This window comes from Rathayibacter sp. VKM Ac-2804, from assembly GCF_009866655.1.
Taxonomy (GTDB): Bacteria; Actinomycetota; Actinomycetes; order Actinomycetales; family Microbacteriaceae; genus Rathayibacter.
This window is the reverse complement of the sequence record NZ_CP047420.1, coordinates 1117441-1140321: the sequence shown is the minus strand read 5'-3', so window position 1 is coordinate 1140321 and position 22881 is coordinate 1117441. Positions and strand designations below refer to the sequence as shown.

Genomic DNA, 22881 nt, shown 5'->3' with positions numbered 1-22881 from the left:
CGGGTCCTCGCGGACCCGGTGGAGCGAAGCGCGGCACTGCGCCGACCCGGAGGCACGACACAAGCGCACGACAAAGCGCACACCCGAAGAATATTACGGGGAGTGACGGGGGCGGTCAACCGGAGGGCGTTCGCCCTGGGAGAGAACGGCGCCCCGGAGCCTCACTCGCGCTCGTCGCCCTCCCAGCCCCAGCGCGGAGTCCCGCCGCCGGCGTCGCGGCGGGCGAGCATCGCGAGGAAGAGGATCTGCACCCCGGCCGCGAGCACTCCGGCGGCGATCGCGAAGGGCGTGGCCGCGTGGTCGAGCACGAAGCGGAGGATCGCCCCCGGCTCCCCCAGCCCCAGGCCGTAGATCGCGCCGCCGACCAGCAGGAAGAGCGCGTAGACGACGGCACCGGTGAGGACGGAGGGGCCGACGAGCCGCGTCACGCCGGGCCGGGCCGCCAGCGTGATCATCGAGACGAGGACGGCGACGACGCAGACCGCCACCACGACCGGGCCGAGGATCGGGCCGGCGTCGCGCTCGGGGACGACGTCCTGGTCCAGCAGCAGGCTGAGCACGCCGAACGCGCAGACCACGAGCGCGAGGTAGAGGAAGGACACGAACGCGGCGAGGGCGATGCCGTAGCCGAGCCCGGCGCCGCGGCCCTGCTCCCCCGGGCCGGCGGGCGTCACGACTGCGCGGCGGCGTCGCGTTCGGCGTTGCGGCGCTTCACTCGGCGCGCCCGGCCGGCGATGAGGCTCCCGCCCCAGACACTGACCTCGCGGGCCAGCACCGCGGCCGCGGCGACGGCGGCCAGCGTCGCAGGGTCGCGGAGGACGTCGACGACGGCGGCACGGTCCTGCGGCACGGCGAAGCCGCCGACCGCGGACCAGGCGCCGACCAGGGCCGCCGCACCGGCGAGCAGGGCGACGAAGAAGCCGCCGAGGACGTAGGCCCACCAGCCGGCGCGGTTGACGGCGAGGACGATCAGGGCGAGTCCGGCGAAGAAGGCGGCGACCGGCAGGAGGAAGACGGCCGTGGGGCCCTGCGCGAGCGCGACGGTCACGGGATCGCCCTCGACGCCGTCAATCAGCAGGCGGATCGCGGTGAGGGCGACCAGGTGCAGGAACGCGAAGACAGCGGTCGTGAGCAGGGCGATCGCGAGTCCGGCGAGGCGGTTGCCCTTCCGGCGGACGGGCTCGGGCTCCGGCTCGACGGAGCCGAGCGGGGAGGGGGACACGGGCTGCCGCTCCTGCACCGCGGTGGCTCCGGTCGCGGGGCGGCGGCCGCCCGGCTCCGGCTCGGGCCAGACGTACTCCCGGGTCGGCTCGGTGCCGTCGCCGGTCGTCGGCATCCGCGTGGTCTCGGCTTCGCTGTTCCCCGTCACTCGAACAGCTTAGGCACGGGTCCGCGCGGGGCGAGCGACCGCCGCGCCCACCCCGGGACGGGGGACGGATCCACCCGGAGGCGCGCTACTCGAGCGGGTGCAGCAGGCGGTGCAGGAACTGCCGCGTGCGCGGCTCCTGCGGGTCGCGGAGGATCCGCGCGGGAGCGCCGCGCTCGACGACCACGCCGTCGGCCATGAAGACGACCTCGGAGGCGACCTGGCGGGCGAACTCCAGCTCGTGCGTGACGACCAGCATCGTCCAGCCCTCGCTCGCCAGCTCGCGCATCAGCGAGAGGACGTCGCCGACGAGCTCGGGATCCAGCGCCGAGGTCGGCTCGTCGAAGAGCAGCAGGTCGGGCCGGAGCGCGAGGGCGCGGACGATGCCGACGCGCTGCTGCTGACCGCCGGACAGCTCGAAGGGGTAGGCGCCGCCGCGGCCGCCGAGGCCGACGCGCTCGAGCAGCGCCTCCGCCTCCGGGACCACCTCGGACGCCGGGCGGCGCTGGACGCGCAGCGGACCCTCCGTGACGTTCTGCAGGACGGTGAGGTGCGGGAAGAGGTTGAAGTGCTGGAAGACCATCGCCGAGCGGTCGCGCAGCGCCGTGAGGGCGCGCTTGCCCACCGCGCCGCCGAAGTCGAGCACGGCGCCGTCCGCCAGCTCGAGGACGCCGCCGTCGGGGACCTCGAGGCTGTTCAGCGAGCGCAGCACGGTGGTCTTGCCCGAGCCGGACGGGCCGATCAGCGCGATGACCTCGCCGCGCCGGATCTCGAGGTCGATGCCGCGCAGGACCTCGACGCCGCCGAAGGACTTGCGCAGCCCGGTCGCGCGGAGGACGGGGCGGTCGCCGTCAGCCGGGCGGCCTGCGGTGCCGGAAGGTGCGTCAACGGGCGACATAGCGGTCCAATCGCTTCTCGAGGAGGCTCTGGCCGCTGGAGAGGACGAGGCAGATGAGCCAGTAGATGAGGGCGGCCTCGAGGTAGAGCAGCATGAACTCGCTCGAGGCGGTGGCGATCTTCTGCGCCTGGCGGAAGAGCTCGGTCACCAGGATCAGCGAGGCGAGCGAGGTGTCCTTCACCAGCGAGATGAAGGTGTTCGAGAGCGGCGGCACCGAGACGCGGGCGGCCTGCGGCAGGATGATCCGCCGCAGCGCGAGCCCGCGGCCCATGCCGATGGTGTGCGCGGCCTCCCACTGCCCCTTCGGCACGCTGAGGATGGCGGCGCGGATGACCTCGGCCGCGTAGCCGCCGACGTTGAGCGCGAAGGCGATGATCGCGCTCGGCCACGGGTCGATCTTCACACCCAGGCTCGGCAGCCCGTAGAAGATCACGAACAGCTGCACCAGGAGCGGGGTGCCGCGGATGACGGAGATGTACGCGCGGGCGATCCACGCCAGGACCTTCACCCGCGACAGGCGCATCAGCGCGACGGCGAGAGCGAGCGCGAGGCCGAGCACGAAGCTCGACAGCGCGAGCGGGATCGTGCCGACGATGCCGCCCGACAGGATCGGCCAGAACGACCTGACGAAGAGTTCCATCTTGTCTTCTCCCGCCGGAGGCGGGAGAAGACCGCAGTCGGCATTTCGAGGTGGTCACGAATCGTAGAGCGTCGTGCGTCCGCTCCCGGGAAATGCTGGCACGCATTTCCCGGGACCGCTCGGCCTTGCGAAGCGGGGGTGTCGGTCGACCCATGCTGGTCGAGTAGCCCCGGAGGGGCGTATCGAGACCCACCGCGTCCGGCACGGTGGTCTGCGGACTCGCGTCTCGGTGACGGTGGATCTCGATACACCCGCTGCGCGGGCTACTCGATCAGCATGTCGCAGCAGGCAGTCGGAAGCGGCGACCATCGCCGCAGGCGTCCTTCCTGCTGGTCGAGTAGCCCCGCAGGGGCGGATCGAGACCCGCCGCCGGAGGCGGTGCTACTGGGAGACGTCGGCTCCGAAGTAGCGCTCGGAGATGGAGGCGAGGGTGCCGTCGGCGCGCAGCTCGTCGAGGGCGCCGTCGACCGCGGCGACGAGGTCGTCCGAGCCCTTCGGGAAGGTGAAGGCGCTCGAGGAGCTGTCGTCGGTGGTCACCGCGACCTTGAGGCCCGCGGCCTGGTCGGGGTAGGTCGTCGACCAGTCCAGCCAGGTGAGGCGGTCGTTGATGGTCGCGTCGACCCGGCCCTGCTCGACGAGGGCGACGGCCTGCGCCCAGCCCTCGACGCCCTCGACGGTCGCGCCGGAGTCCTGCGCGAGCGTGTACCAGTTGCTCGAGAGCGACTGCGCGGTGGTCTTGCCCGAGAGCGAGTCGAGCGAGGTGATCTCGGTGTCCGCGGTCGGGACGACGACGACGCCGGGGCTGACCGAGTACGGCTCGGAGAAGTCGTACTTCGCGCTGCGCTCGTCGTTGATCGAGACCTGGTTGGCGATCACGTCGAAGCGACCGCCGTCGAGACCCGCGAACATCGCGTCCCACTGGGTCTCCTCGAACTCCGGCTCGACTCCGAGCTTCTCGGCGACCGCGGTGATGACCTCGACGTCGTAGCCGGTGAGGTCGCCGGTGCCGCCGTCGGCGTGGAACGAGAACGGCGAGTAGGTGCCCTCGGTGCCGATGGTCAGCTTCCCGGACTCCTCGACCTCGGCGAGCGTGAGCCCGGAGGAGGTCGAGGCGGTGCTGTCGTCGCTGGAGCCGGAGACCACGTCGTCGGTGGAGGCGGGCGCGCAGCCGGCGAGGACGAGGGCGGCGGCGGCCGCGGTCGTGCCGAGCAGGACGCGCAGCGAGGTGCGGGCGGGGAGGAGCGTCACGGTGTCTTTCCTTCGGTGCATCGCGGAGTCTCACGACCGGATCGCGGCCGGAGCCGCGCACGGTTCGGTGGGGAGGAGTGGAGCCGACGGCGCTGGATCGCGCACGCCCGCCCTCTCTCAGCCAACCAGGAGGAGGGGGACCGCTATTCCCGGATGTCTCCGTGTGACGCCGAGGACACCCCGACCTCCGCGAGGAACGACTCCGCCCCGGCGACCTCGTCGGCCGTCAGACCGGTCGCCGCGTCGGGCACGATCAGATGGAAGGGGGTCTCCTGCTCGCGCGCCCAGTCGACCGCGTCGCCGCGGAGGTTGTCGTCGATCCACACCACGGCGTCGATCGTCGCGTGCTCGCGGGCCTGCTCGAGCCAGACGGCGACGGGCTGCAGCTTGCCGGTCTGCCCGGGGAAGCGCGGGTCGCGCGGCAGCCCGCCGCCGAAGACGATCGCCTCGGTCCCGGCCGGCAGCCCGAGGTCGCCCGCGAGGACCGACGTGAGCTTCGGCGGCCAGGTGGTCGCCCAGACGATCGTGCCGACGGAAGCGAGGCGGCGGACGAGCTCCTCGCGCTCGGGCTCGAGCATCAGCCGGTGACTGCCGGCGGCGCGGTCGCTCGAGACGGACGGGTTCAGGACGCCGTCGACGTCGAGCAGGATGAGGGCGGCCATGGCTGCAACCGTAGCCGCGGCCGGGGCCCGGCGCGAGGCTCGGGCGCGCGCTAGCGTGAGCGGATGCCGCCCTCGGTCCGCCTCCCCGACGGCGCGGTGGTCTCGCTCGAGCCCGACCCGATCCGCGAGGGATCGCTCGTCCTCGAGATCGACGGCTCCGAGCAGTCGCTGATCGATCTCCTCGCCCCGGAGCAGCTCGGTCTGGAGTACCTGGCCCGGCTCGGCGCCGCGGTCGATGCTCTCGCCCCCGCGGGCGCTCCCGTCACCGTGCTCCACCTCGGCGCGGGGGCGCTGGCGCTCGCGCGCTACGTCGCGGCGACCCGGCCGGGCTCCGAGCAGACGGTCGTCGAGCGAGCGGCGGGCCTGGTGGAGTTCGTCCTGGCGCACGCGCCGCTGCCCGCCGGTACCCGGCTGCGCCGTGTCACCGCGGACGCCGCCGGTCCTCTCGCCGTGCCGCCGGCCGACCTCGTCGTGCTGGACGTCTACGACGGCGACGAGATCCCCGAGTCCTTCTACCGCTCCGAGGTGCTCGCCCGTCTGGCGCGCCTGGTCGACGGGGACGGGCTGCTGGCGGTCAACGTGGCCGACGACGCCGATCACCGCCGGCTGCGCCGCCTGCGGCAGGGTCTGCGGGAGGCGCTGCCGGTCACCGCCGCGGTCGGCTCGCTGTCGTTCGCCGAGGGGCGCGGCAGCGGGAACGCGATCCTGCTCGCCTCACGAGGCGATGCCGCTGCGCGCGCCGCCGTCGGCCTCCTGCAGGCCGGCCCGCACCCGGTCGCGGCCGTTGCGGATGGCGACGTCGTGCCCGTCGAGGTGGCGGTAGAAGTCGACCCGTGACTGCAGGGCGATGCCCGCCTCGAGATACTTCGCCTTGATCCGCTTGATGTAGGTCCGCACGGTGTGCTCCGCGATCCGCATGTCGAGGGCGACGTCCTTGACCGCGGTCCCGGAGCCGTACGAGCGCATCACCCGGCTCTCCTGCCGGCTGAGCACGGGACGGTGGTGCTCTCCCGCGGCGAGGAAGCGGTGCCGTGCCGCCTCCGAGATCCAGGAGCGGCCCGAAGCGATCGACACCACGGCCGCGACGAGCTCGCCCGGCTCGTCGCCCTTCCAGACGAACGCGGTGCGCTCGAGGCGCAGCACGGCGCGCACGGCCTCGAGCGAGTCCGACGCGGACAGCACGACCAGGCCGTGATAGCGCGCGCTGAGGGTCGCGAGCGTGCTCGCGAGCGAGTCGGGCGCGACCCGGTCGAGGTCGAGCACGGCGATCGTCTCCGCCTCGGCCGTCTCGGCGTCCGCGGCGCGCAGGCGCGGGAGGACGTGGGCGAGCAGAGCCAGGAGCGCTGCGCGCTCGATGGTCGGACCGCTCACCACGGACACAGCGAACTTCTCGAATTCCGCCACGGAAACCCCTTGCGAGGACGGTCGGGTCCGTCCTCGATCGAACCGTAGCGAAAGGGCGGCTGCGCAGGCGACGGACGGGACATTCCGTCTCGTCATCTTGCGGGCGACGACGCGCTCCAGGGACGATCGCCGCCCGCTCCCGGCCCAGGAGGGCTAGTCTCCGAGGCGATGAACGACTCCGACGAGACCACGACCCGCTCGATCCGGATCCCCGCCGACCAGGTGCGGGCCCGGATGCTCGCCGCCGCGCGCGAGGTCATCTCGGTCAACGGCCTCACGGTCGGATTCGCCCACCTGCCGATGGAGGAGTACATCCGCCTGGCGGCCGTGCCGCGGAGCTCGGTGTACCGGATCTGGAGCACGCGCGAGGAGTTCGTCGCCGACCTGATCGGCGAGATCTTCGTCGCCGACCGCTTCGCCGACGGCGCCGACCCCGACGCGTCGCGGGCGATGACGGAGGTGTACGAGCGCTCCTCCGCCCACCTCAGCACGGCGGCCGGCCGCCGGGAGGTGGCCTGGGAGATGATCCGCATCGGCGCCAACTCGAGCGTCGAGACGCTGCGCGCCTCCGTCGACTGGTCCTCCTACAACGCCCTGCTCGCCTGCACCTTCTCGATGGAGGAGGGCCCGGCGCGGGAGGCGGTCCGGGCGACCGCCCTGCGGCTGGAGACCATGCTGACCCAGCGGATGCGCGACTACTACCAGGACGTCCTCGATCGCTTCGGCTCCTCGCTGAAGCCCGGCTTCACGACGCTGCAGCTCGCGCACTTGACCGCGATCGTGACCGACGGTCTCGTGCATCGCGGGCGCCTGCTCGACGACGAGCTCGACGCCGTGATCGAGGCGCCCGGGCTGGACGGCGAGCCGGTGGAGTGGACCCTCACCGCCTGGACGATCCGCTCGATCGTGGACGGGATGCTGGTGCCGGTCGCGCAGGACGACCCGCCCGCCGGCGACTAGCGCGGAGCGGAGTTCCCGGGACCCGCGCCGGCCGGTGCCGCCGGTCCGGCGGGCGCGGGCTCGCAGAACCCGTCGATGAGCATCAGGGCTCCGGCGACCACGAGCGAGGGCGAGCCGGGGCGGCCGGGGTCGATCGGACCGGTCACCAGCTCGGGAGCGGCGATCCTGGCGATGCAGAGCCCCTCGACGAACGAGGAGATGGCGGAGGCGAGCACGGCGTACTCCTCGTCCCGCCCTGAGCGCAGGCGCAGACCCGCCTCGGCCAGGGTGTGCCGGTAGTACTTCGCCATGTTCTCGATGAAGTGCACCTGGCGGGAGTGCAGGGCCTCGCGGATCGCCGCACTCGCCGGCTCCGAGTGCGAGTCGACCGCGCCGATCAGGGCGACGAAGTTGCGCCAGTGCTGCGAGGCGAAGACGTTGTCGTAGTTGGCCTCGATCGCGACGGTGAGCGAGGCGACGAGGATCTCGCGCATCTGCTCGGGGCTCCGCGGCTCGGCGAGGCGACGGTGCAGGTAGGAGTCCCCCGCGGAGAGCGAGGCGGGATCGAGCCGCGCCGTGAGGATCCGCTCGGGGATCGCCGCGACCAGTTCGTCGTAGAACGCCTGACGGGTAGGCCAGATCCGGTAGACGGTGCTGCGAGGCACTCCCGCCGAGCGGATGACCTCCTCGAGCGGCAGGTGCGAGACGCCGACGCGCAGGCCCTCCACCCTCACGACGGCGAGGGCCGCGTCGAGGAGCCTGGTCCTGACCTGCTCGCGACTGAGTCGGCCCGGACGAGGCGGGACCTCGGGCGGGGTGTCGTTGCCCATCGTGCCTCCGGAGGCGGGTGAGCGGGGTGGCTTCGGGGTCCCCGGTGCACCCGAGCGTAGACGATCGCCGACAGTCGTCGTGCACATCGGCTGCGCGGGAGGTCACACACGGAGCCGGACCGCGCGGACGGGCGCGGCTCGCGCTCGGCTCGGAAGCCGCGCGAGCCGCGCTGCCTGTCCCCCAGGCGGCCGCCCCATCGGCCGGTTCCGACCGTAGGCGCTCGATCATGCCCGCGTCAAAACTCCAGACATCATGTCTCGCCGATCAGCGGCGGAACGGACGGCGGGGCTCGTCCGACGGCGGGAGGTGGCGCTGCCCCGCGCGAGCCGAGTCGGTGTGCGGCAGGCCGAGCTCGCCGGCCACGGCGTCGGCGATCTCCGCCTCGGCGTGCCCCGCCAGCTCGACGTTGCGCATCAGCTTGGCGTGGTGGCAGGGGCTGGCGTCGATGGCGACCACCATCGCGGAGAAGCGCAGCGCGTCGCCCAGGCGCGCCATCGGGCTGAGCTCCGCCAGCACGGACGGGACGTCGGGCATGGACAGCATCGTGTAGTAGCAGGTCGAGACCACGTACTCGTCGACGCCCGACTCGGCCGACGGCGGCGCGACGATGATGTCGCCGAGGGAGACCGAGCCCGTGCTCGACCCGAGGACGGACGCGATCGTGACCCGGATGTCGCCGGCGAGCGAGACGACGCGCACACCCGCCGGCCACGGCGGGAGCGCCGCCAGCTCCGTGGATCCGGTGCGCATCGCGATCCCCGCCTGCGAGGACAGCGCGTCGATCATCGGCATCCCCGTGCACTCCCCCGCGTTGGCCGCGTCCTCGGAGGCGGCCTCGCCGCAGGAGGCGAGCAGCGCGGAGATTCCCAGCCGCGACTGCGGCTCGAGGCCGCCGACCACCGCGGGGCTGACCGTCCCCGTCGAGTCGATGATCTGCCCCAGGCGGAGGGCGAGGTCGGAGCCCGTGTTGGGCGTGCCGAAGGTGACGACCTCGCGCACCATCGACTCCACCGGCACGCCGTCGACGCTCTGGCTGAGCGCCTGCCGAGCGGCGAGGCCGCCCATCGAGTGCGCCACGACGACCGCGCGGTGGCCGGTCGCCGCCGTGAGGCAGGCGATCGAGGAGGCGAGGGCGTCGGCGATCCCGGGATCGGTCACCCAGCGCGCCGCGAGGTCGCGGTAGTCGAAGGTGTAGACGACGGCCCCCTCGGTGTCCTGGAACGCGCCGATGAGGGAGCGCTGCGAGGTGGTGACCGGCTGGTCCACGCCGTTCGTGGCGATCAGGTCGACCAGGTGCGAGAAGGCGCCCGTGCGCGACTCGTCGTGCGTCGCGGTGCCCAGCCAGCCGTGCAGCACCAGGATCGGCACGAGCGAGGCGGCGGCCGTCGTCGTCACGTCGTCCCCCTCGAGCACGGGCGCGAGCTCGGCGATCCCGCAGGTGGCGGGCGGAGCGGCCGCGACCGCCGCGACCGCGCTGCCGGCGGGGACGACGACGGCACCGACCGCCACGAGAAGGGCGGACAGCACGACGATCAGGACTCTCATCCGCACGTTTCCTCACCGCCGCGACCCCTGCTGAGCGGGTTCAGGGGATCGACCGGACGAACGTCCCCGAAGTCAATCACCCTGGCGCCCCCGTTCGGGCTCTCTGTCGGGAATCGACGGACCCCCAGTCAGGGTGAGGGTGCCCTCACCCGCCCGCGGACGACGAAGGGCCCCGCCGGTCTCCCGGCGGGGCCCTTCGTCAGTCGGACTGTGCTCAGCTGTAGTTGCCGGGCTCGTAGCCGTCGCTCGAGAACGAGTCGAAGTCGACGAACGAGAGGTCCGCGTCGCTGAACGCGGCGTCGTCGGCGAAGATGCGGTTGGGGTACCGCTCGGCCTTCGCCTCCTCCGTCGCCTCGACCGACACGTTCCGGTAGCGGGGCAGACCCGTTCCGGCCGGGATCAGCTTTCCGATGATCACGTTCTCCTTGAGGCCCATCAGCGGGTCGCGCTTGCCCTCCATGGCCGCCTGCGTCAGGACGCGGGTCGTCTCCTGGAAGGACGCGGCCGACAGCCACGACTCGGTCGCGAGCGAGGCCTTGGTGATGCCCATGACCTCCTGGCGGGCGGACGCGGTCCGCTTGCCCTCGGTCAGAGCCGCACGGTTGACCTCGCTGTAGCGCGAGCGGTCGACGAGCTCACCCGGCAGCAGGTCGGTGTCGCCGTGGTCGACGACGGTGACCTTGCGGAGCATCTGCCGGACGATGACCTCGATGTGCTTGTCGTGGATCGGGACGCCCTGCGAGCGGTAGACGCCCTGGACGCCGCCGACGAGGTGCTTCTGGACCTCGCGGACGCCCAGCACGCGCAGGACCTCCTTGGGGTCGACCGTTCCCACGTGCAGCTGCTGACCGAGCACGACCGACTGGCCGTCCTCGACGAGGAGCTGCGAGCGCTTGAGCACCGGGTAGATGACCGCCTCGTCGCCGTTGTCCGGCTGGAGGATGACCCGGCGGGCCCGGTCGGTGTCCTCGATCGTGATGCGACCGGCGGCCTCCGCGATCGGCGACGCACCCTTGGGGGTGCGGGCCTCGAAGAGCTCCTGCACGCGGGGAAGACCCTGCGTGATGTCGTCGGCCGAGGCCGATCCACCGGTGTGGAAGGTGCGCATCGTGAGCTGCGTGCCGGGCTCGCCGATCGACTGGGCCGCGATGATGCCGACGGCCTCTCCGATGTCGACGAGCTTGCCGGTGGCGAGCGAGCGGCCGTAGCAGGCCGCGCAGACGCCGACGGCCGACTCGCAGGTCAGGACGGAGCGGACCTTGATGTGGCGCACCTCGGCGCCGACCAGCTTCTCGATGAGGACGTCGCCGACGTCCTCCCCGGCCTCGGCCACGACCTCGCCGGCCTCGTTCGTCGCCGCGGTGGCGAGCGAGCGGGCGTAGACGGAGTTCTCGACGTTGGAGTCCTGGATCCAGGCGCCGGTGGCGTCCTGGAGCATGATCGGCAGGTCGAGGCCCTTGGTCGTGCCGCAGTCGTCCTCGCGGATGATGACGTCCTGCGAGACGTCGACGAGTCGACGCGTCAGGTAGCCCGAGTCCGCGGTGCGGAGCGCGGTGTCGGCCAGGCCCTTGCGGGCACCGTGCGTGGCGATGAAGTACTCGGCGACCGACAGGCCCTCGCGGTACGAGGAGATGATCGGTCGGGCGATGATCTCGCCCTTCGGGTTGTTCACCAGACCGCGCATGCCGGCGATGTTGCGCACCTGCAGCCAGTTTCCACGGGCACCGGAGGTGACCATGCGGTTGATCGTGTTGTCGATCGGGAAGTTCGCGCGCATCGCCTTGGCGACCTCGTCGGTCGCCTCGGTCCAGATCTTCACGAGCTCCTGGCGGCGCTCCGCCTGGGTGGTCAGACCCTTGTCGTACTCCGACTCGACCTTGGCCGCCTTCTTCTCGTAGCCCGCGATGATGACGGGCTTCGAGGGCGGGGTGAGGATGTCCGAGAGGGCGACGGTCACACCGGACCGGGTGGCCCAGTAGAAGCCGGCGTCCTTGATGCGGTCGAGCGAGGCGGCGACCTCCACCTTCGGGTAGCGCTCCGCGAGGTCGTTGACGATCCCGGAGATGGTCGTCTTGTCGGCGACCTGCTCGAAGTAGGGGTAGTCGACCGGCAGCGCCTCGTTGAAGAGGGCGCGGCCGAGCGTCGTGTCGAGGAGGACGGGCGCGGTGACCTTGCCCTTGTCGTCGATCTCGACGCCCTCGGGAGCCTGACCCTGCGCGAAGTACACGTCCGACATTCGGATGCGGACCTTCGAGTTCAGGTGCAGCGAGCCCTGGTCCTTCGCGAGGATCGCCTCCGAGACGGAGGAGAACGCGCGGCCCTCACCGGCGCCACCCTCGCGGATGGTCGTCAGGTGGTGCAGGCCGATGATCATGTCCTGCGTGGGCAGGGTGACCGGACGGCCGTCCGAGGGCTTGAGGATGTTGTTCGAGGCGAGCATCAGGATGCGCGCCTCGGCCTGGGCCTCGACCGACAGGGGCAGGTGGACGGCCATCTGGTCGCCGTCGAAGTCCGCGTTGAACGCGGCGCAGACGAGCGGGTGCAGCTGGATCGCCTTGCCCTCGACCAGCTGGGGCTCGAAGGCCTGGATGCCGAGTCGGTGCAGGGTGGGCGCGCGGTTGAGCAGGACGGGGCGCTCGCGGATGATCTCCTCGAGCACGTCCCAGACCTGCGGACGCGAGCGCTCGACCATGCGCTTGGCGGCCTTGATGTTCTGCGCGTGGGAGAGGTCGATCAGGCGCTTGATGACGAACGGCTTGAACAGCTCGAGCGCCATCTGCTTGGGCAGACCGCACTGGTGCAGCTTGAGCTGCGGTCCGACGATGATGACCGAGCGGCCCGAGTAGTCGACGCGCTTGCCCAGCAGGTTCTGGCGGAAGCGACCCTGCTTTCCCTTGAGCATGTCGCTCAGGGACTTCAGGGCGCGGTTGCCGGTACCGGTGACGGGACGGCCGCGGCGGCCGTTGTCGAAGAGGGCGTCGACCGCCTCCTGGAGCATGCGCTTCTCGTTGTTCACGATGATCTCGGGGGCACCGAGGTCGAGCAGGCGGCGGAGGCGGTTGTTGCGGTTGATGACGCGGCGGTAGAGGTCGTTCAGGTCGGAGGTGGCGAAGCGGCCACCGTCGAGCTGGACCATCGGGCGCAGCTCCGGCGGAATGACCGGGACCACGTCGAGGACCATCGCGGCCGGCGAGTTGCCGGTGGCGAGGAACGAGTTGACGACGCGCAGGCGCTTGATGGCGCGGATCTTCTTCTGACCCTTGCCCTCGGCGATCTGCAGGTGCAGCGTCTCGGCCTCGGCCTGGAGGTCGAACTGCTCGAGGCGCTTCTTGATCGCCTCCGCGCCCATGTAGGCCTCGAAGTAGACGCCGTAGCGGTCGACGAGCTCGTTGAAGACGGCGTCCTCGGGCTTGAGGTCGCCGACCTTCAGGGTGCGGAACTGCTCCCACACGCTCTCCAGTCGCGCGATGTCCTCGTCGAAGGACTTGCGGATCTGGCCCATCTCCTTCTCGGCGCCGTCCTTGGTGCGGCGCTTCTGGTCGCTCTTCGCGCCCTCCGCCTCCAGGGCGGCGAGGTCGGTCTCGAGGCGCGCCAGGCGGTCCGCGATGCGGGAGTCGCGCTGGTCCGAGAGGGTCTTGATCTCGAGCCGGAGCTCGTTCTCGAGGCCGGGCATGTCGGCGTGACGGCCGTCGTCGTCCACGTCGATGATCATGTACGCCGCGAAGTAGATGACCTTCTCGAGGTCCTTCGGCGCCATGTCCAGCAGGTATCCGAGGCGCGAGGGGACGCCCTTGAAGTACCAGATGTGGGTGACGGGGGCGGCGAGCTCGATGTGGCCCATCCGCTCGCGGCGGACCGAGGACTTGGTGACCTCGACGCCGCAGCGCTCGCAGACGATGCCCTTGAAGCGGACCCGCTTGTACTTGCCGCAGGAGCACTCCCAGTCGCGCGAGGGTCCGAAGATCTGCTCGCCGAACAGACCGTCCTTCTCGGGCTTGAGGGTGCGGTAGTTGATGGTCTCGGGCTTCTTCACTTCACCGTGCGACCAGCGACGGATGTCATCGGCCGTCGCGAGGCCGATGCGCAGCTCGTCAAAAGTTGTTACGTCGAGCAATGTTTTCTCCTTGTCGGAAAACAGGGTGTCTCGTCAGAGACGGGGAGTCGTCAGATGCTGGCGCGGGATCAGATGTCGTCGACGGAGGACGACTCGAACCGGGAGGAGATGTTGATGCCGAGCTCCTCCGCGGCGCGGTAGACCTCGTCATCCGTGTCGCGCAGGCTGACCGCGGTGCCGTCGGCCGAGAGGACCTCGACGTTCAGGCACAGGGACTGCATCTCCTTGATGAGGACCTTGAAGGACTCCGGGATGCCCGGCTCCTGGATGTTCTCACCCTTGACGATGGCCTCGTACACCTTCACGCGGCCGAGGATGTCGTCCGACTTGATGGTGAGGAGCTCCTGCAGCGCGTAGGCGGCACCGTAGGCCTCGAGGGCCCACACCTCCATCTCGCCGAAGCGCTGGCCGCCGAACTGCGCCTTACCACCGAGCGGCTGCTGGGTGATCATCGAGTACGGGCCCGTCGAGCGCGCGTGGATCTTGTCGTCGACGAGGTGGTGCAGCTTCAGGATGTACATGTAGCCGACCGAGACCGGGTCCGGGAAGGGCTCTCCCGAGCGGCCGTCGAACAGCTGCGTCTTGCCGGACGAGCCGATCAGGCGCTCGCCGTCGCGAGTCGGGGTGGTGGAGTCGAGGAGCCCTGCGAGCTCCTCCTCCGCCGCACCGTCGAACACCGGGGTGGCGACCTTGGTGCCGGGAGCGGCCTCGCGGGCGTGCTCGGGCAGGCGCTTGGCCCACTCGGGCTTGCCCTCGACCTTCCAGCCCTGCTTCGCGATCCAGCCGAGGTGGATCTCGAGGACCTGGCCGAAGTTCATCCGGCCGGGGACGCCGAGCGGGTTGAGCACGATGTCGACCGGGGTGCCGTCGGCGAGGAACGGCATGTCCTCGACCGGCAGGATCTTCGAGATGACGCCCTTGTTGCCGTGGCGGCCGGCGAGCTTGTCGCCCTCGGTGATCTTGCGCTTCTGGGCGATGTAGACGACCACGCGCTGGTTGACGCCCGAGCCGAGCTCGTCGTCGCCGTCCTGCGCGTCGAACACCTTGACGCCGATGATCGTACCCTGCTCGCCGTGGGGGACCTTCAGCGACGTGTCGCGGACCTCGCGGCTCTTCTCGTTGAAGATCGCGCGGAGCAGGCGCTCCTCGGCCGAGAGCTCGGTCTCGCCCTTGGGCGTGACCTTGCCGACGAGGATGTCGCCGGGGCGGACCTCGGCGCCGATGCGGATGATGCCGCGCTCGTCCAGGTCGGCCAGGAGCTCCGGGCTGACGTTGGGGAGGTCGCGGGTGATCTCCTCCTTGCCGAGCTTGGTGTCGCGGGCGTCGACCTCGTACTCCTCGATGTGGATCGAGGAGAGGACGTCGTCCTTCACCAGGTTCTGGCTGAGGATGATCGCGTCCTCGAAGTTGTGACCCTCCCACGGCATGAACGCGACGAGCAGGTTCTTGCCCAGCGCGAGCTCGCCGTTCTCGGTCGCGGGACCGTCGGCGACGATCTCGCCGACCTCGATGCGCTCACCGGCGGAGACGACCACGCGGTTGTTGTACGAGGTGCCCTGGTTCGAGCGGTCGAACTTGCGCAGGAAGTAGGTCTGCGTGCCGCCCTCGTCCAGCTGGACGGTGACGGAGTCGGCGGAGACCTCCTGGACCACGCCGGCCTTGTCGGCCGTGATGACGTCGCCGGCGTCGATGGCCGCGAAGCCCTCCATGCCGGTTCCGACGACGGGCGACTCGCTGCGCAGCAGCGGGACGGCCTGACGCTGCATGTTCGCGCCCATGAGCGCGCGGTTCGCGTCGTCGTGCTCGAGGAACGGGATCAGCGAGGTCGCGACCGAGACCATCTGGCGGGGCGAGACGTCCATGTAGTGCACGCGCTCGGCGTCGACGAGCTCGACCTCTCCGCCCTTGGGGCGGACCAGGACCTTGCCCTCGGCGAAGCGCATGTCGGCGGTGAGGGGGGCGTTCGCCTGGGCGACCAGGTACTCGTCCTCCTCGGACGCGGTGAGGTAGTCGATCTGCGCGGTGACGACGCCGTCGACGACCTTGCGGTACGGGGTCTCGATGAAGCCGAACGAGTTGATGCGCGCGAAGGACGCGAGCGAGCCGATCAGGCCGATGTTCGGGCCTTCCGGGGTCTCGATCGGGCACATGCGGCCGTAGTGCGACGGGTGGACGTCGCGGACCTCGACGCCGGCGCGCTCACGGGAGAGACCGCCGGGGCCGAGCGCCGACAGGCGGCGCTTGTGGGTCAGACCCGCGAGCGGGTTGTTCTGGTCCATGAACTGCGACAGCTGCGAGGTGCCGAAGAACTCCTTGATCGCGGCCACCACGGGGCGGACGTTGATCAGGGTCTGCGGGGTGATCGCCTCGATGTCCTGCGTGGTCATGCGCTCGCGGACGACGCGCTCCATGCGCGACAGGCCGGTGCGGACCTGGTTCTGGATGAGCTCGCCGACCGCGCGGATGCGGCGGTTGCCGAAGTGGTCGATGTCGTCCACGTCGAGGCGGAGGTCGACCGCGGCGCCGTCGCGCACACCGGGGAGGTTGGTGCGGCCGTCGTGCAGCGCGACCAGGTACTTGATGGTCGCGATGATGTCCTCGACCGTGAGCACCGAGTCGGACAGCGCCTTGTCGATGCCGAGCTTGCGGTTGATCTTGTAGCGGCCGACCTTCGCGAGGTCGTAGCGCTTGCTGTTGAAGTAGAAGTTGTCCAGCAGCGCGCGGGCGGCCTCGGCGGCGACCTGCTCGCCCGGACGGAGCTTGCGGTAGATGTCGCGGAGGGCGTCCTCCTTGGTGAGGATGTTGTCCTTCTCGAGGGTCAGCTCGATCGACTCGTAGCCGGCGAACTGCTCGAGGATCTCCTCGCTCGTCAGGCCGAGGGCCTTGAGGAAGACCGTGACCGACTGCTTGCGCTTGCGGTCGATTCGCACGCCGACCTGGTCGCGCTTGTCGATCTCGAACTCGAGCCAGGCACCGCGGCTGGGGATGACGCGCGCGGAGTAGATGTCCTTGTCGGACGTCTTCTCCTGCTGGCGCTCGAAGTACACGCCCGGGCTGCGGACGAGCTGGGACACGACGACACGCTCGGTGCCGTTGATGATGAACGTGCCCTTCTCGGTCATCAGGGGGAAGTCGCCCATGAAGACCGTCTGGGTCTTGATCTCACCCGTGAGGTGGTTCATGAACTCGGCCTCGACGTACAGCGGAGCGGCGTAGGTCTTGCCGCGCTCCTTGCACTCCTCGATCGTGTACTTCTCGGGCTCGAGGTACGGGTTCGTGAAGCTCAGCTGCATCGTCTCGCTGAGGTCCTCGATCGGGGAGATCTCCTCGAAGATCTCGTCGAGTCCGGAGTTGGCGGGGAGATCCTCCCGGCCGACGGCCTTCGCCTCGGCGACGCGGGTCTTCCACGCCTCCGAGCCGACGAGCCAGTCGAAGCTCTCGGTCTGCAGCGCGAGCAGATCCGGAACCGTCAGGGTGTCGCTGATCTTGGCGAACGAGAGACGCGAAGCTCCGCGTCCGTTCTTGGGTGAGGTGGTGGTTGCGTTGGGCGCAGCAGCCAAGGAAGGAACCTCCGTAGACCCTCGCGGGTCTCAATCTGTGGGATGTGTGGAGTGGGCTCCCGCCGGGCGGGCCGACACGTCCTGCTCCCCTGTGCCGTGACCGCGGTGACGCGGCCGCAGCGACGAAGCGACCGGTTTGACGCGGCCTTCGGGGCGGGGGCTAGAGTGTGGCATCGGCATCCACCATCTGATGCCGGGTTCCGATGGCTGGTCGACCGCAATATGACGACTCGGCACTCGGGAGCGCAAAGTACAACTATAGATGTCCTGCGCCACGCCGCGCAAGTGCAGGTGCTTGCGTCCGGCTCGGGGCTCGGGTATACGGCCGGGTCGAGGGCCTCCCCCTCCCCGTCTCCCTCCTGCGCACGCGGCACGGCACACTGGTCGGATGGCCGAACGCACCGGTCGCCGACGCGGCGACGACTCCGAGCACCCCCGCGCCGTGCTCGCCAGCGGGTTCCTCGCGCAGATCGAGCCCGACCGCCACTCCGCCGACGCGGCGACCCTCGTCGTCGACGGGACCCCGCAGTCGCACGTCGACCTCGCCGACCCGGCGCACCTCTCCTTCGAGTACGTGCGGCGGATCGGCCACGCGATCGACCTGCTCGCGCCGGAGGGCGAGGCGGTGACGGCGCTGCACCTCGGCGCCGGCGCGCTCACCCTCCCCCGCTACGTCGCCGCGACCCGGCCGGGCTCGCGCCAGCAGGTCGTCGAGATCGAGGCGGCGCTGGTCGACCTCGTGCGCGAGGTGCTCCCGCTGCCTCGCGGGGCGCAGATCCGGATCCGCCAGGGCGACGCCCGCGAGGTGCTCGGCAAGCTGCCGCCGGGACTGCTCGGCACGGTCGACGTCGTCGTGGTCGACATCTTCTCGGGCGCGAGGACGCCGGCGCACGTCACGAGCGCGGAGTTCTACCGGGAGATCGCGCCGCTGCTCGCTCCGGGCGGGATCGTCGCGGTGAACGTGGCCGACGGCGGCGCGCTCGCCTTCGCCCGGGCCCAGGCCGCCACGCTCGCGGCGGTCTTCGCGCACACGGCGATCATGACCGACACGCAGATGCTCAAGGCCAAGCGCTTCGGCAACGTCGTGATGCTCGCCTCGCCGTCGCCGCTGCCGGTGGACGGGCTGCCGCGGCGGCTCGCCTCCGATCCGGCGCCCGCGAAGCTGGTGCAGGGGCGCGAGCTGGAGAACTTCCTCGGCGGCGCCTCGGTCGTGACCGACGACACCGCCACGCCGTCGCCGCTGCCGGCCCGCAGCATCTTCCAGGTCCGCCGGGGCTGAGGACCGTCGCCGGGGCGAGGACCGTCGCCGAGGCCGGCGGCGGTCGTGCACGCCCCGGCCGGACGGCCCGGCCCGGTTGCCCGTACAGTGGACGGGGGCCAGCGCCCCCTCCGTCCTCTCGCCGCCGCGTGCGCCGATCCGGATCCGCATCCACGAGGAAGAACCGCCCTGAGCATCATCATCCGCCATGACCCCTCGACGCTCCGCGAGGAGATCGACGCCGACGCCGCCCAGGAGCGCCTGGAGGAGATCGGCGCGCTGCGCTCCCTCGCCGCGCTCACTGAGAAGGCCGAGCTGCTCCGCCTGCTCGGACGGCTCGACGAGGCGTGGGACATCGCCACCGAGGCCGTCCGCCGCACCCGCTTCTCCGGCGACCGCGCCGAGCTGCTGACCGCGCGCGTCCGCCGCGCCCGCCTGATGCAGCTGCGCGACCGCTCCGACGAGGCGCTCTCGGAGCTGACGCTCTGCGTCGAGGAGGCGCGCACCCACGAGTGGCACCTCGAGCACTCCTTCGCGCTCAAGCACCGCGGGCTCGCGCTCTTCGAGAGCGGCGAGTACAGCCAGGCGGCGCGCGACTTCGACGCGGCGACCGCGCTCGGCGAGCGCGTCGGCGTGGAAGAGGAGGAGCTCGAGGTCGCGCGCCTCGGCTTCGCCGCCGCCTCCGAGTTCCAGGACGAGTCGACCCGCGGCCCCCGGGCGGACGGTGCCGTGCGCGGCCGCCGCCGCGCCGAGGGCGACGAGGCCTGAGCCCCGGAGCCGACGCGATCGATGGCTGAGCTCGACCAGGTCGCCCGCTGGGCCGACGAGCTGCTGCGCGAGCACCTGGACGACTCCTGGAGCTTCGGCTTCGACCACGCCCGCACCCGCGGCGGCGCCTGCCACTGGACCGACCGGCGCATCACCGTCTCGCGGCACCTCGCCGCGCGGTGGAGCGACGAGGAGGTGCGGCAGACGCTGCTGCACGAGGTCGCGCACGCCCTCGCCGGTCCGAAGGCCGGGCACGGGCCCTCGTGGCGGCGCGCGGCGACCGCTCTCGGCTACACCGGCGACCGCACGCACAGCAATCCGACCGCGGACGAGCTCGCGCCCTGGGTCGGCACCTGCCCGAGCGGCCACCTCTTCTACCGGCACCGCCGGCCGAGCCGCCCGCTGGCCTGCGGCAAGTGCGCGCGGCGCTTCGAGCCCGCGAACGCGATCGAGTGGCGGCGCCGCGAGGTGCCGGCCCGACCGGCCGCGAGCGGGCGCTCGGCGTGAGCGAGGGCGCACCGCATCGCGTCGTGCGCGGCCGGGTGCCGAGCACCGGGCAGTGGCTGGTCGACGCAGGCGGGCTCCGCTGGTGGTTCGACTCCGGGAGCCTGGCGCTCGACTTCGCCTGCACGGGGCCGCTGCGCGGGATCCCCGGCGAGCGCCTCGGCTCCGACGAGGCCCTGGCCGCCTGGCTCGCCGAGCGCTTCGACGCCGTCGATGCCACCGCCCGCGACGCGCGGCTCGACGACGCGCTGATGCTCCGCGGAACTGTCTCGCGGCTGGCCGTCGCCGCTGAGCGCGGTGCCGTGGGGGATCCTGCGGACGTCGACGTCGTCAACCTCTTCGCCGCGATGCCGGACGTCCCGCCGTCGCTCTCCGGGGGCTCGCGGCAGGCCGGGCGCTCGCACGCGGCGGCGCGGCAGGCCCTCTCGACCCTCGCCCGCGAGGCGGTCGACCTGCTGGGCGGCGGCACTCCGGGGCGGCTGCGCCGCTGCGACGCGGAGGACTGCCGGATCCTCTACCTCGACACCTCCCGGGCCGGCTCGCGGCGCTGGTGCTCGATGCAGCGCTGCGGCAACCGGGCGAAGGTCCGCGCGCACCGGCGCCGCAGCGCCGAGCGCGCGGACTCGGCCGACGACTAGTCGACGACCTTCACGTCCTTCCAGAACGCGACGTAGCCCGAGAAGTCCTTGCCGACGCGGTCGAACGCGGTCGGGTAGGGCGTCGGGTAGGACCAGGCGCGGTCCTTCAGCATCCCGTCGGCGGACTTGACGTCGTAGTACTGCGCCTCGCCCTTCCACGGGCAGGTGTAGGGCGTGCTGCTGGGGACGAGGTAGTCGGGATTCACGCTCGTGGGCGGGAAGTACCAGTTGCCCTCGATGGAGATGAGATCGGAGTCGGGGGCGTCGGCGATGACGACGTCGTTGAGGACGGCTTTCATTCGGGCCAGCTTTCCTGTCGCGGAGACGGTCGGCGGAGGCGGTCCTCCGCTCCCGGGGAACGCTACGCCGCTCCGCCCCCACCGGTCGAGCGCGACCGGGCCCCTTGCGGAGACGCTCAGGCCCGGTCCCTCAGCGCGGGGAGCGCAGGACCGTCACGGTGTCGACCGTGTCCACGCGAGCGGCCGCGGAGATCTCCGCCCCGCGGCCGTGCGCGGCGAGCAGGCGGCCCGTGGCGGAGGCGGTCAGCAGATGAACGCAGGCGCGGCGGAGTCGCTCGTAGGAGGCGGAGGCCACCGCCGCGTCGGGCGAGACGTGGTCGATGCCGAGCCCGATCAGGGCGTCGATCAGCGCACCGGCGGCCAGCTGGTCCTCGACGGCGAAGCGCTGCTCGCCCGCCGCGTCGACCTCGCCGACCGCGACGACGTTGACGCTGGTGCGGCCGCCGTTCTCGTGCTGGCGCTCGAGGATCCAGCGGGCCACCGCGGTCCGGTCGGCCAGGCCGGCGCGCACGACGTGGCCGTCGATCGTGCCGGGGTCGATCGCGCCGAGGTCGACTGCGCCGGGCGCAGCGCCGGGGAGCGCGTCGACCAGCACGGTGATGTGCGCGGGGGCCAGGGCGCGGACGCCGCGGGCTCCCCAGTCGAAGCGGATCTGGTACGACCCCTGGTCGAGGGCGGCGGCCGGGTCGGCGGCGGAGCGGTCGGAGTCGGGGAGCGCGGCGTTCACGCCTCCACGGTAGCGACCGCTCCCGGTGCCTACACGCCCGCGGCTCGGCGCGCACCCGGTTCCCGCCCGGGAGAACCCGGAGGAGGATGGTGTCCGTGAAGGTGATGCTCAAGCACGTGCTCGACACCGACCCCGACTCCGCCTGGCGCGCCCTGCAGAGTCCGGCCGTGTTCCGCGAGGTGATGTCCCCGTTCCTGACCGCCGCGTCCCTGGACGAGGGCGGCTTCCGGCCGACCTGGGGCCTCGGGCCGCACGACGTCGCGATGGACGCCCTCGGCGTCGTGCCGATGGGGGCCCAGGAGATCGACCTCTCCTACCGCCGCGTGCCGTCGATGCCCGACGTGCGGATCCTCCGGGACAACGGCGCTCCGCTCTCCGGCGCGCTCCGGCTGATCACGGCGTGGGACCACCGGATGGCCGTCGCCCCGCTCCCCGACGGGCGGACCCTCTTCCGCGACCGGCTCGAGTTCAGCGCCGGGCTCGCCTCGCCGGCGATCTGGCCGTCGATGTGGGCGTTCTGGCAGTGGCGCGGGATCCGCATCCGCGCCCTGGCTCCGACCTGGCGGCACGACGTCGGCGCCGATACCCGCCCCCGAGGGGAGGACGCGCCGTGAGCCCCGACGGATCGGCCGAGGAGGCCGTCGAGCTGTCCCGCGCGGACCTGCTGCGCTTCCGCTGGCCCTCCGGCGAGGAGGACGGCACCGAGGACGAGGACGCCGTGTCGCCGCGGCGCCGGCTCGCCTCCGCCATCGAGGTCGCCGACTGGCGCCGCCACGTCCAGGCGATGTACGCCGAGGTCCGCCGGCTGTCCAACGTCGACCTGCTGGCCGCGCACGCGTCGTGGATCCGGGCGCGCAACGCGCTGTTCGACCGCCACCCCGCCACTCCCCTGCTGCCCGCCGACCGGGCGCACTTCCGCTCGCTGCCGATCGCGCCGTACGACGCCGCCTGGCGGTTCGAGCTCGAGGTCGCCCCGGCCGAGGAGGCGCGGCGGATGGACGTCGAGACGGGCACCGACGGCACGGTGCCGTTCGAGCTCGTCGGGACCGTCGAGGTGCCCCGGGCGGGGACGCTCGACGTCTGGAAGCTCGGCTCCTACGGCGGCGGGCTCTTCGTCCCCGTCAAGGACGCGCTGGCCGGCACGCCGGGCGGCACGTACGGCGGCGGCCGCTACCTGCTCGACACCGTGAAGGGCGCCGACCTCGGCACCGGAGCGACGCCGTCGACGCTCGTGCTCGACTTCAACTTCGCCTACAACCCCTCCTGCGCGTACGACCCGGCCTGGGCCTGCCCGCTCGCGCAGCCCGGCAACACCCTGCCGGTCGAAGTGCCGGTGGGCGAGCGCTACAAGGGCTGACTCGGCGGCGACATGTCGATCGAGTAGCCCTCGCAGAGGGCGTATCGAGATCCACCGTGCTCAGCAGGCCGGGTCTCGATACGCCGCTCCACGGCTGCTCGACCAGCATGGGCCGCCGCTGCG

At 71.7% G+C, this 22881-nt stretch carries 20 protein-coding genes; 7 read left to right on the top strand and 13 right to left on the bottom strand.

The window, feature by feature from the left end:
• Positions 1-161 precede the first annotated feature (161 nt).
• The 7 genes from GTU73_RS05270 to GTU73_RS05240 form a co-directional block, all read right to left on the bottom strand.
• A complete protein-coding gene (locus GTU73_RS05270) occupies positions 162-674 on the bottom strand; it encodes a DUF6121 family protein (RefSeq protein WP_160087616.1) in 513 nt (170 codons plus the stop codon).
• Positions 671-1369, bottom strand: coding sequence for a hypothetical protein (locus tag GTU73_RS05265; RefSeq protein WP_160087614.1), 699 nt, complete (start codon positions 1367-1369; stop codon positions 671-673). The genes GTU73_RS05270 and GTU73_RS05265 overlap by 4 nt, the downstream gene beginning before the upstream one ends.
• Positions 1370-1454: 85 nt before the next feature.
• A complete protein-coding gene (locus tag GTU73_RS05260) occupies positions 1455-2264 on the bottom strand; it encodes an amino acid ABC transporter ATP-binding protein (RefSeq protein WP_160087612.1) in 810 nt (269 codons plus the stop codon).
• Complete coding sequence (locus GTU73_RS05255) at positions 2251-2904, bottom strand: amino acid ABC transporter permease (protein ID WP_123702092.1); 654 nt, start codon at positions 2902-2904, stop codon at positions 2251-2253. Before GTU73_RS05255 ends, GTU73_RS05260 begins: the two co-directional genes overlap by 14 nt.
• 381 nt (positions 2905-3285) lie before the next feature.
• A complete protein-coding gene (locus tag GTU73_RS05250; RefSeq protein ID WP_244231780.1) occupies positions 3286-4152 on the bottom strand; it encodes an amino acid ABC transporter substrate-binding protein in 867 nt (288 codons plus the stop codon).
• Positions 4153-4295: 143 nt separating this feature from the next.
• Complete coding sequence (locus GTU73_RS05245) at positions 4296-4814, bottom strand: HAD domain-containing protein (protein ID WP_160087608.1); 519 nt, start codon at positions 4812-4814, stop codon at positions 4296-4298.
• Positions 4815-5528: 714 nt separating this feature from the next.
• The gene (locus GTU73_RS05240; protein ID WP_160087606.1) at positions 5529-6218 is read right to left on the bottom strand and encodes a LuxR C-terminal-related transcriptional regulator; all 690 of its coding nucleotides are present in this window, start codon (positions 6216-6218) and stop codon (positions 5529-5531) included.
• A 168-nt stretch (positions 6219-6386) separates the two neighbouring features.
• On the opposite strand from GTU73_RS05240, the gene GTU73_RS05235 reads away from it, so the two are divergent.
• A complete protein-coding gene (locus GTU73_RS05235; RefSeq protein ID WP_160087604.1) occupies positions 6387-7178 on the top strand; it encodes a hypothetical protein in 792 nt (263 codons plus the stop codon).
• Here the strand turns inward: GTU73_RS05235 and GTU73_RS05230 are convergent.
• The 4 genes from GTU73_RS05230 to rpoB all read right to left on the bottom strand — a co-directional run bounded on the left by GTU73_RS05230 (position 7175) and on the right by rpoB (position 17207).
• Positions 7175-7987, bottom strand: coding sequence for a TetR/AcrR family transcriptional regulator (locus GTU73_RS05230; protein WP_160087602.1), 813 nt, complete (start codon positions 7985-7987; stop codon positions 7175-7177). The genes GTU73_RS05235 and GTU73_RS05230 overlap by 4 nt on opposite strands.
• A 265-nt stretch (positions 7988-8252) precedes the next feature.
• Positions 8253-9533 carry a hypothetical protein gene (locus GTU73_RS05225; protein WP_160087600.1) on the bottom strand — a complete coding sequence of 427 codons (1281 nt, stop codon included), beginning with the start codon at positions 9531-9533 and terminating at the stop codon, positions 8253-8255.
• A gap of 214 nt (positions 9534-9747) precedes the next feature.
• Positions 9748-13647, bottom strand: coding sequence for a DNA-directed RNA polymerase subunit beta' (locus GTU73_RS05220; protein ID WP_159985828.1), 3900 nt, complete (start codon positions 13645-13647; stop codon positions 9748-9750).
• A 68-nt stretch (positions 13648-13715) separates the two neighbouring features.
• Positions 13716-17207: a DNA-directed RNA polymerase subunit beta gene (gene rpoB, locus GTU73_RS05215; RefSeq protein WP_160087598.1), complete on the bottom strand. Its 3492-nt coding sequence runs from the start codon at positions 17205-17207 to the stop codon at positions 13716-13718.
• Between the two features lie 388 nt (positions 17208-17595).
• Between rpoB and GTU73_RS05210 the strand changes: the two genes are divergently transcribed.
• From GTU73_RS05210 to GTU73_RS05195, 4 genes are all read left to right on the top strand, one after another.
• Positions 17596-18486, top strand: a complete 891-nt coding sequence (locus GTU73_RS05210) for a fused MFS/spermidine synthase (RefSeq protein ID WP_160087596.1) — start codon at positions 17596-17598, stop codon at positions 18484-18486.
• An 87-nt stretch (positions 18487-18573) separates the two neighbouring features.
• Entirely contained in the window at positions 18574-19233 is a 660-nt protein-coding gene (locus GTU73_RS05205; RefSeq protein ID WP_173250619.1) for a hypothetical protein, read from the top strand.
• 21 nt (positions 19234-19254) lie between these two features.
• Entirely contained in the window at positions 19255-19740 is a 486-nt protein-coding gene (locus GTU73_RS05200) for a SprT-like domain-containing protein (protein WP_160087594.1), read from the top strand.
• Positions 19737-20375 carry a CGNR zinc finger domain-containing protein gene (locus GTU73_RS05195; RefSeq protein WP_244231779.1) on the top strand — a complete coding sequence of 213 codons (639 nt, stop codon included), beginning with the start codon at positions 19737-19739 and terminating at the stop codon, positions 20373-20375. The genes GTU73_RS05200 and GTU73_RS05195 overlap by 4 nt, the downstream gene beginning before the upstream one ends.
• Here GTU73_RS05195 and GTU73_RS05190 read toward each other — a convergent pair.
• Positions 20372-20674, bottom strand: a complete 303-nt coding sequence (locus tag GTU73_RS05190; protein WP_160087592.1) for a DUF427 domain-containing protein — start codon at positions 20672-20674, stop codon at positions 20372-20374. The genes GTU73_RS05195 and GTU73_RS05190 overlap by 4 nt on opposite strands.
• A 130-nt stretch (positions 20675-20804) precedes the next feature.
• Complete coding sequence (locus GTU73_RS05185) at positions 20805-21401, bottom strand: 2-phosphosulfolactate phosphatase (RefSeq protein ID WP_160087590.1); 597 nt, start codon at positions 21399-21401, stop codon at positions 20805-20807.
• 86 nt (positions 21402-21487) lie between these two features.
• Here GTU73_RS05185 and GTU73_RS05180 point away from each other — a divergent pair, with 86 nt between their 5' ends.
• Together GTU73_RS05180 and GTU73_RS05175 are read left to right on the top strand one after the other, a co-directional pair.
• On the top strand, positions 21488-22015 hold the full coding sequence (locus tag GTU73_RS05180; protein ID WP_244231778.1) for a hypothetical protein: 528 nt from the start codon (positions 21488-21490) through the stop codon (positions 22013-22015).
• 170 nt (positions 22016-22185) lie between these two features.
• Positions 22186-22758 carry a DUF1684 domain-containing protein gene (locus GTU73_RS05175; protein WP_160091226.1) on the top strand — a complete coding sequence of 191 codons (573 nt, stop codon included), beginning with the start codon at positions 22186-22188 and terminating at the stop codon, positions 22756-22758.
• Positions 22759-22881 lie beyond the last annotated feature (123 nt).

Coding starts and splice junctions, on each gene's coding strand:
- GTU73_RS05200 (WP_160087594.1), top strand. CDS start 19,255: ATGGCTGAGCTCGACCAGGTCGCCCGCTGGGCCGACGAGCTGCTGCGC.
- GTU73_RS05225 (WP_160087600.1), bottom strand. CDS start 9,533: ATGAGAGTCCTGATCGTCGTGCTGTCCGCCCTTCTCGTGGCGGTCGGT.
- GTU73_RS05260 (WP_160087612.1), bottom strand. CDS start 2,264: ATGTCGCCCGTTGACGCACCTTCCGGCACCGCAGGCCGCCCGGCTGAC.
- GTU73_RS05180 (WP_244231778.1), top strand. CDS start 21,488: ATGGTGTCCGTGAAGGTGATGCTCAAGCACGTGCTCGACACCGACCCC.
- GTU73_RS05190 (WP_160087592.1), bottom strand. CDS start 20,674: ATGAAAGCCGTCCTCAACGACGTCGTCATCGCCGACGCCCCCGACTCC.
- GTU73_RS05255 (WP_123702092.1), bottom strand. CDS start 2,904: ATGGAACTCTTCGTCAGGTCGTTCTGGCCGATCCTGTCGGGCGGCATC.
- GTU73_RS05245 (WP_160087608.1), bottom strand. CDS start 4,814: ATGGCCGCCCTCATCCTGCTCGACGTCGACGGCGTCCTGAACCCGTCC.
- GTU73_RS05175 (WP_160091226.1), top strand. CDS start 22,186: ATGTACGCCGAGGTCCGCCGGCTGTCCAACGTCGACCTGCTGGCCGCG.
- GTU73_RS05235 (WP_160087604.1), top strand. CDS start 6,387: ATGAACGACTCCGACGAGACCACGACCCGCTCGATCCGGATCCCCGCC.
- GTU73_RS05210 (WP_160087596.1), top strand. CDS start 17,596: ATGGCCGAACGCACCGGTCGCCGACGCGGCGACGACTCCGAGCACCCC.
- GTU73_RS05230 (WP_160087602.1), bottom strand. CDS start 7,987: ATGGGCAACGACACCCCGCCCGAGGTCCCGCCTCGTCCGGGCCGACTC.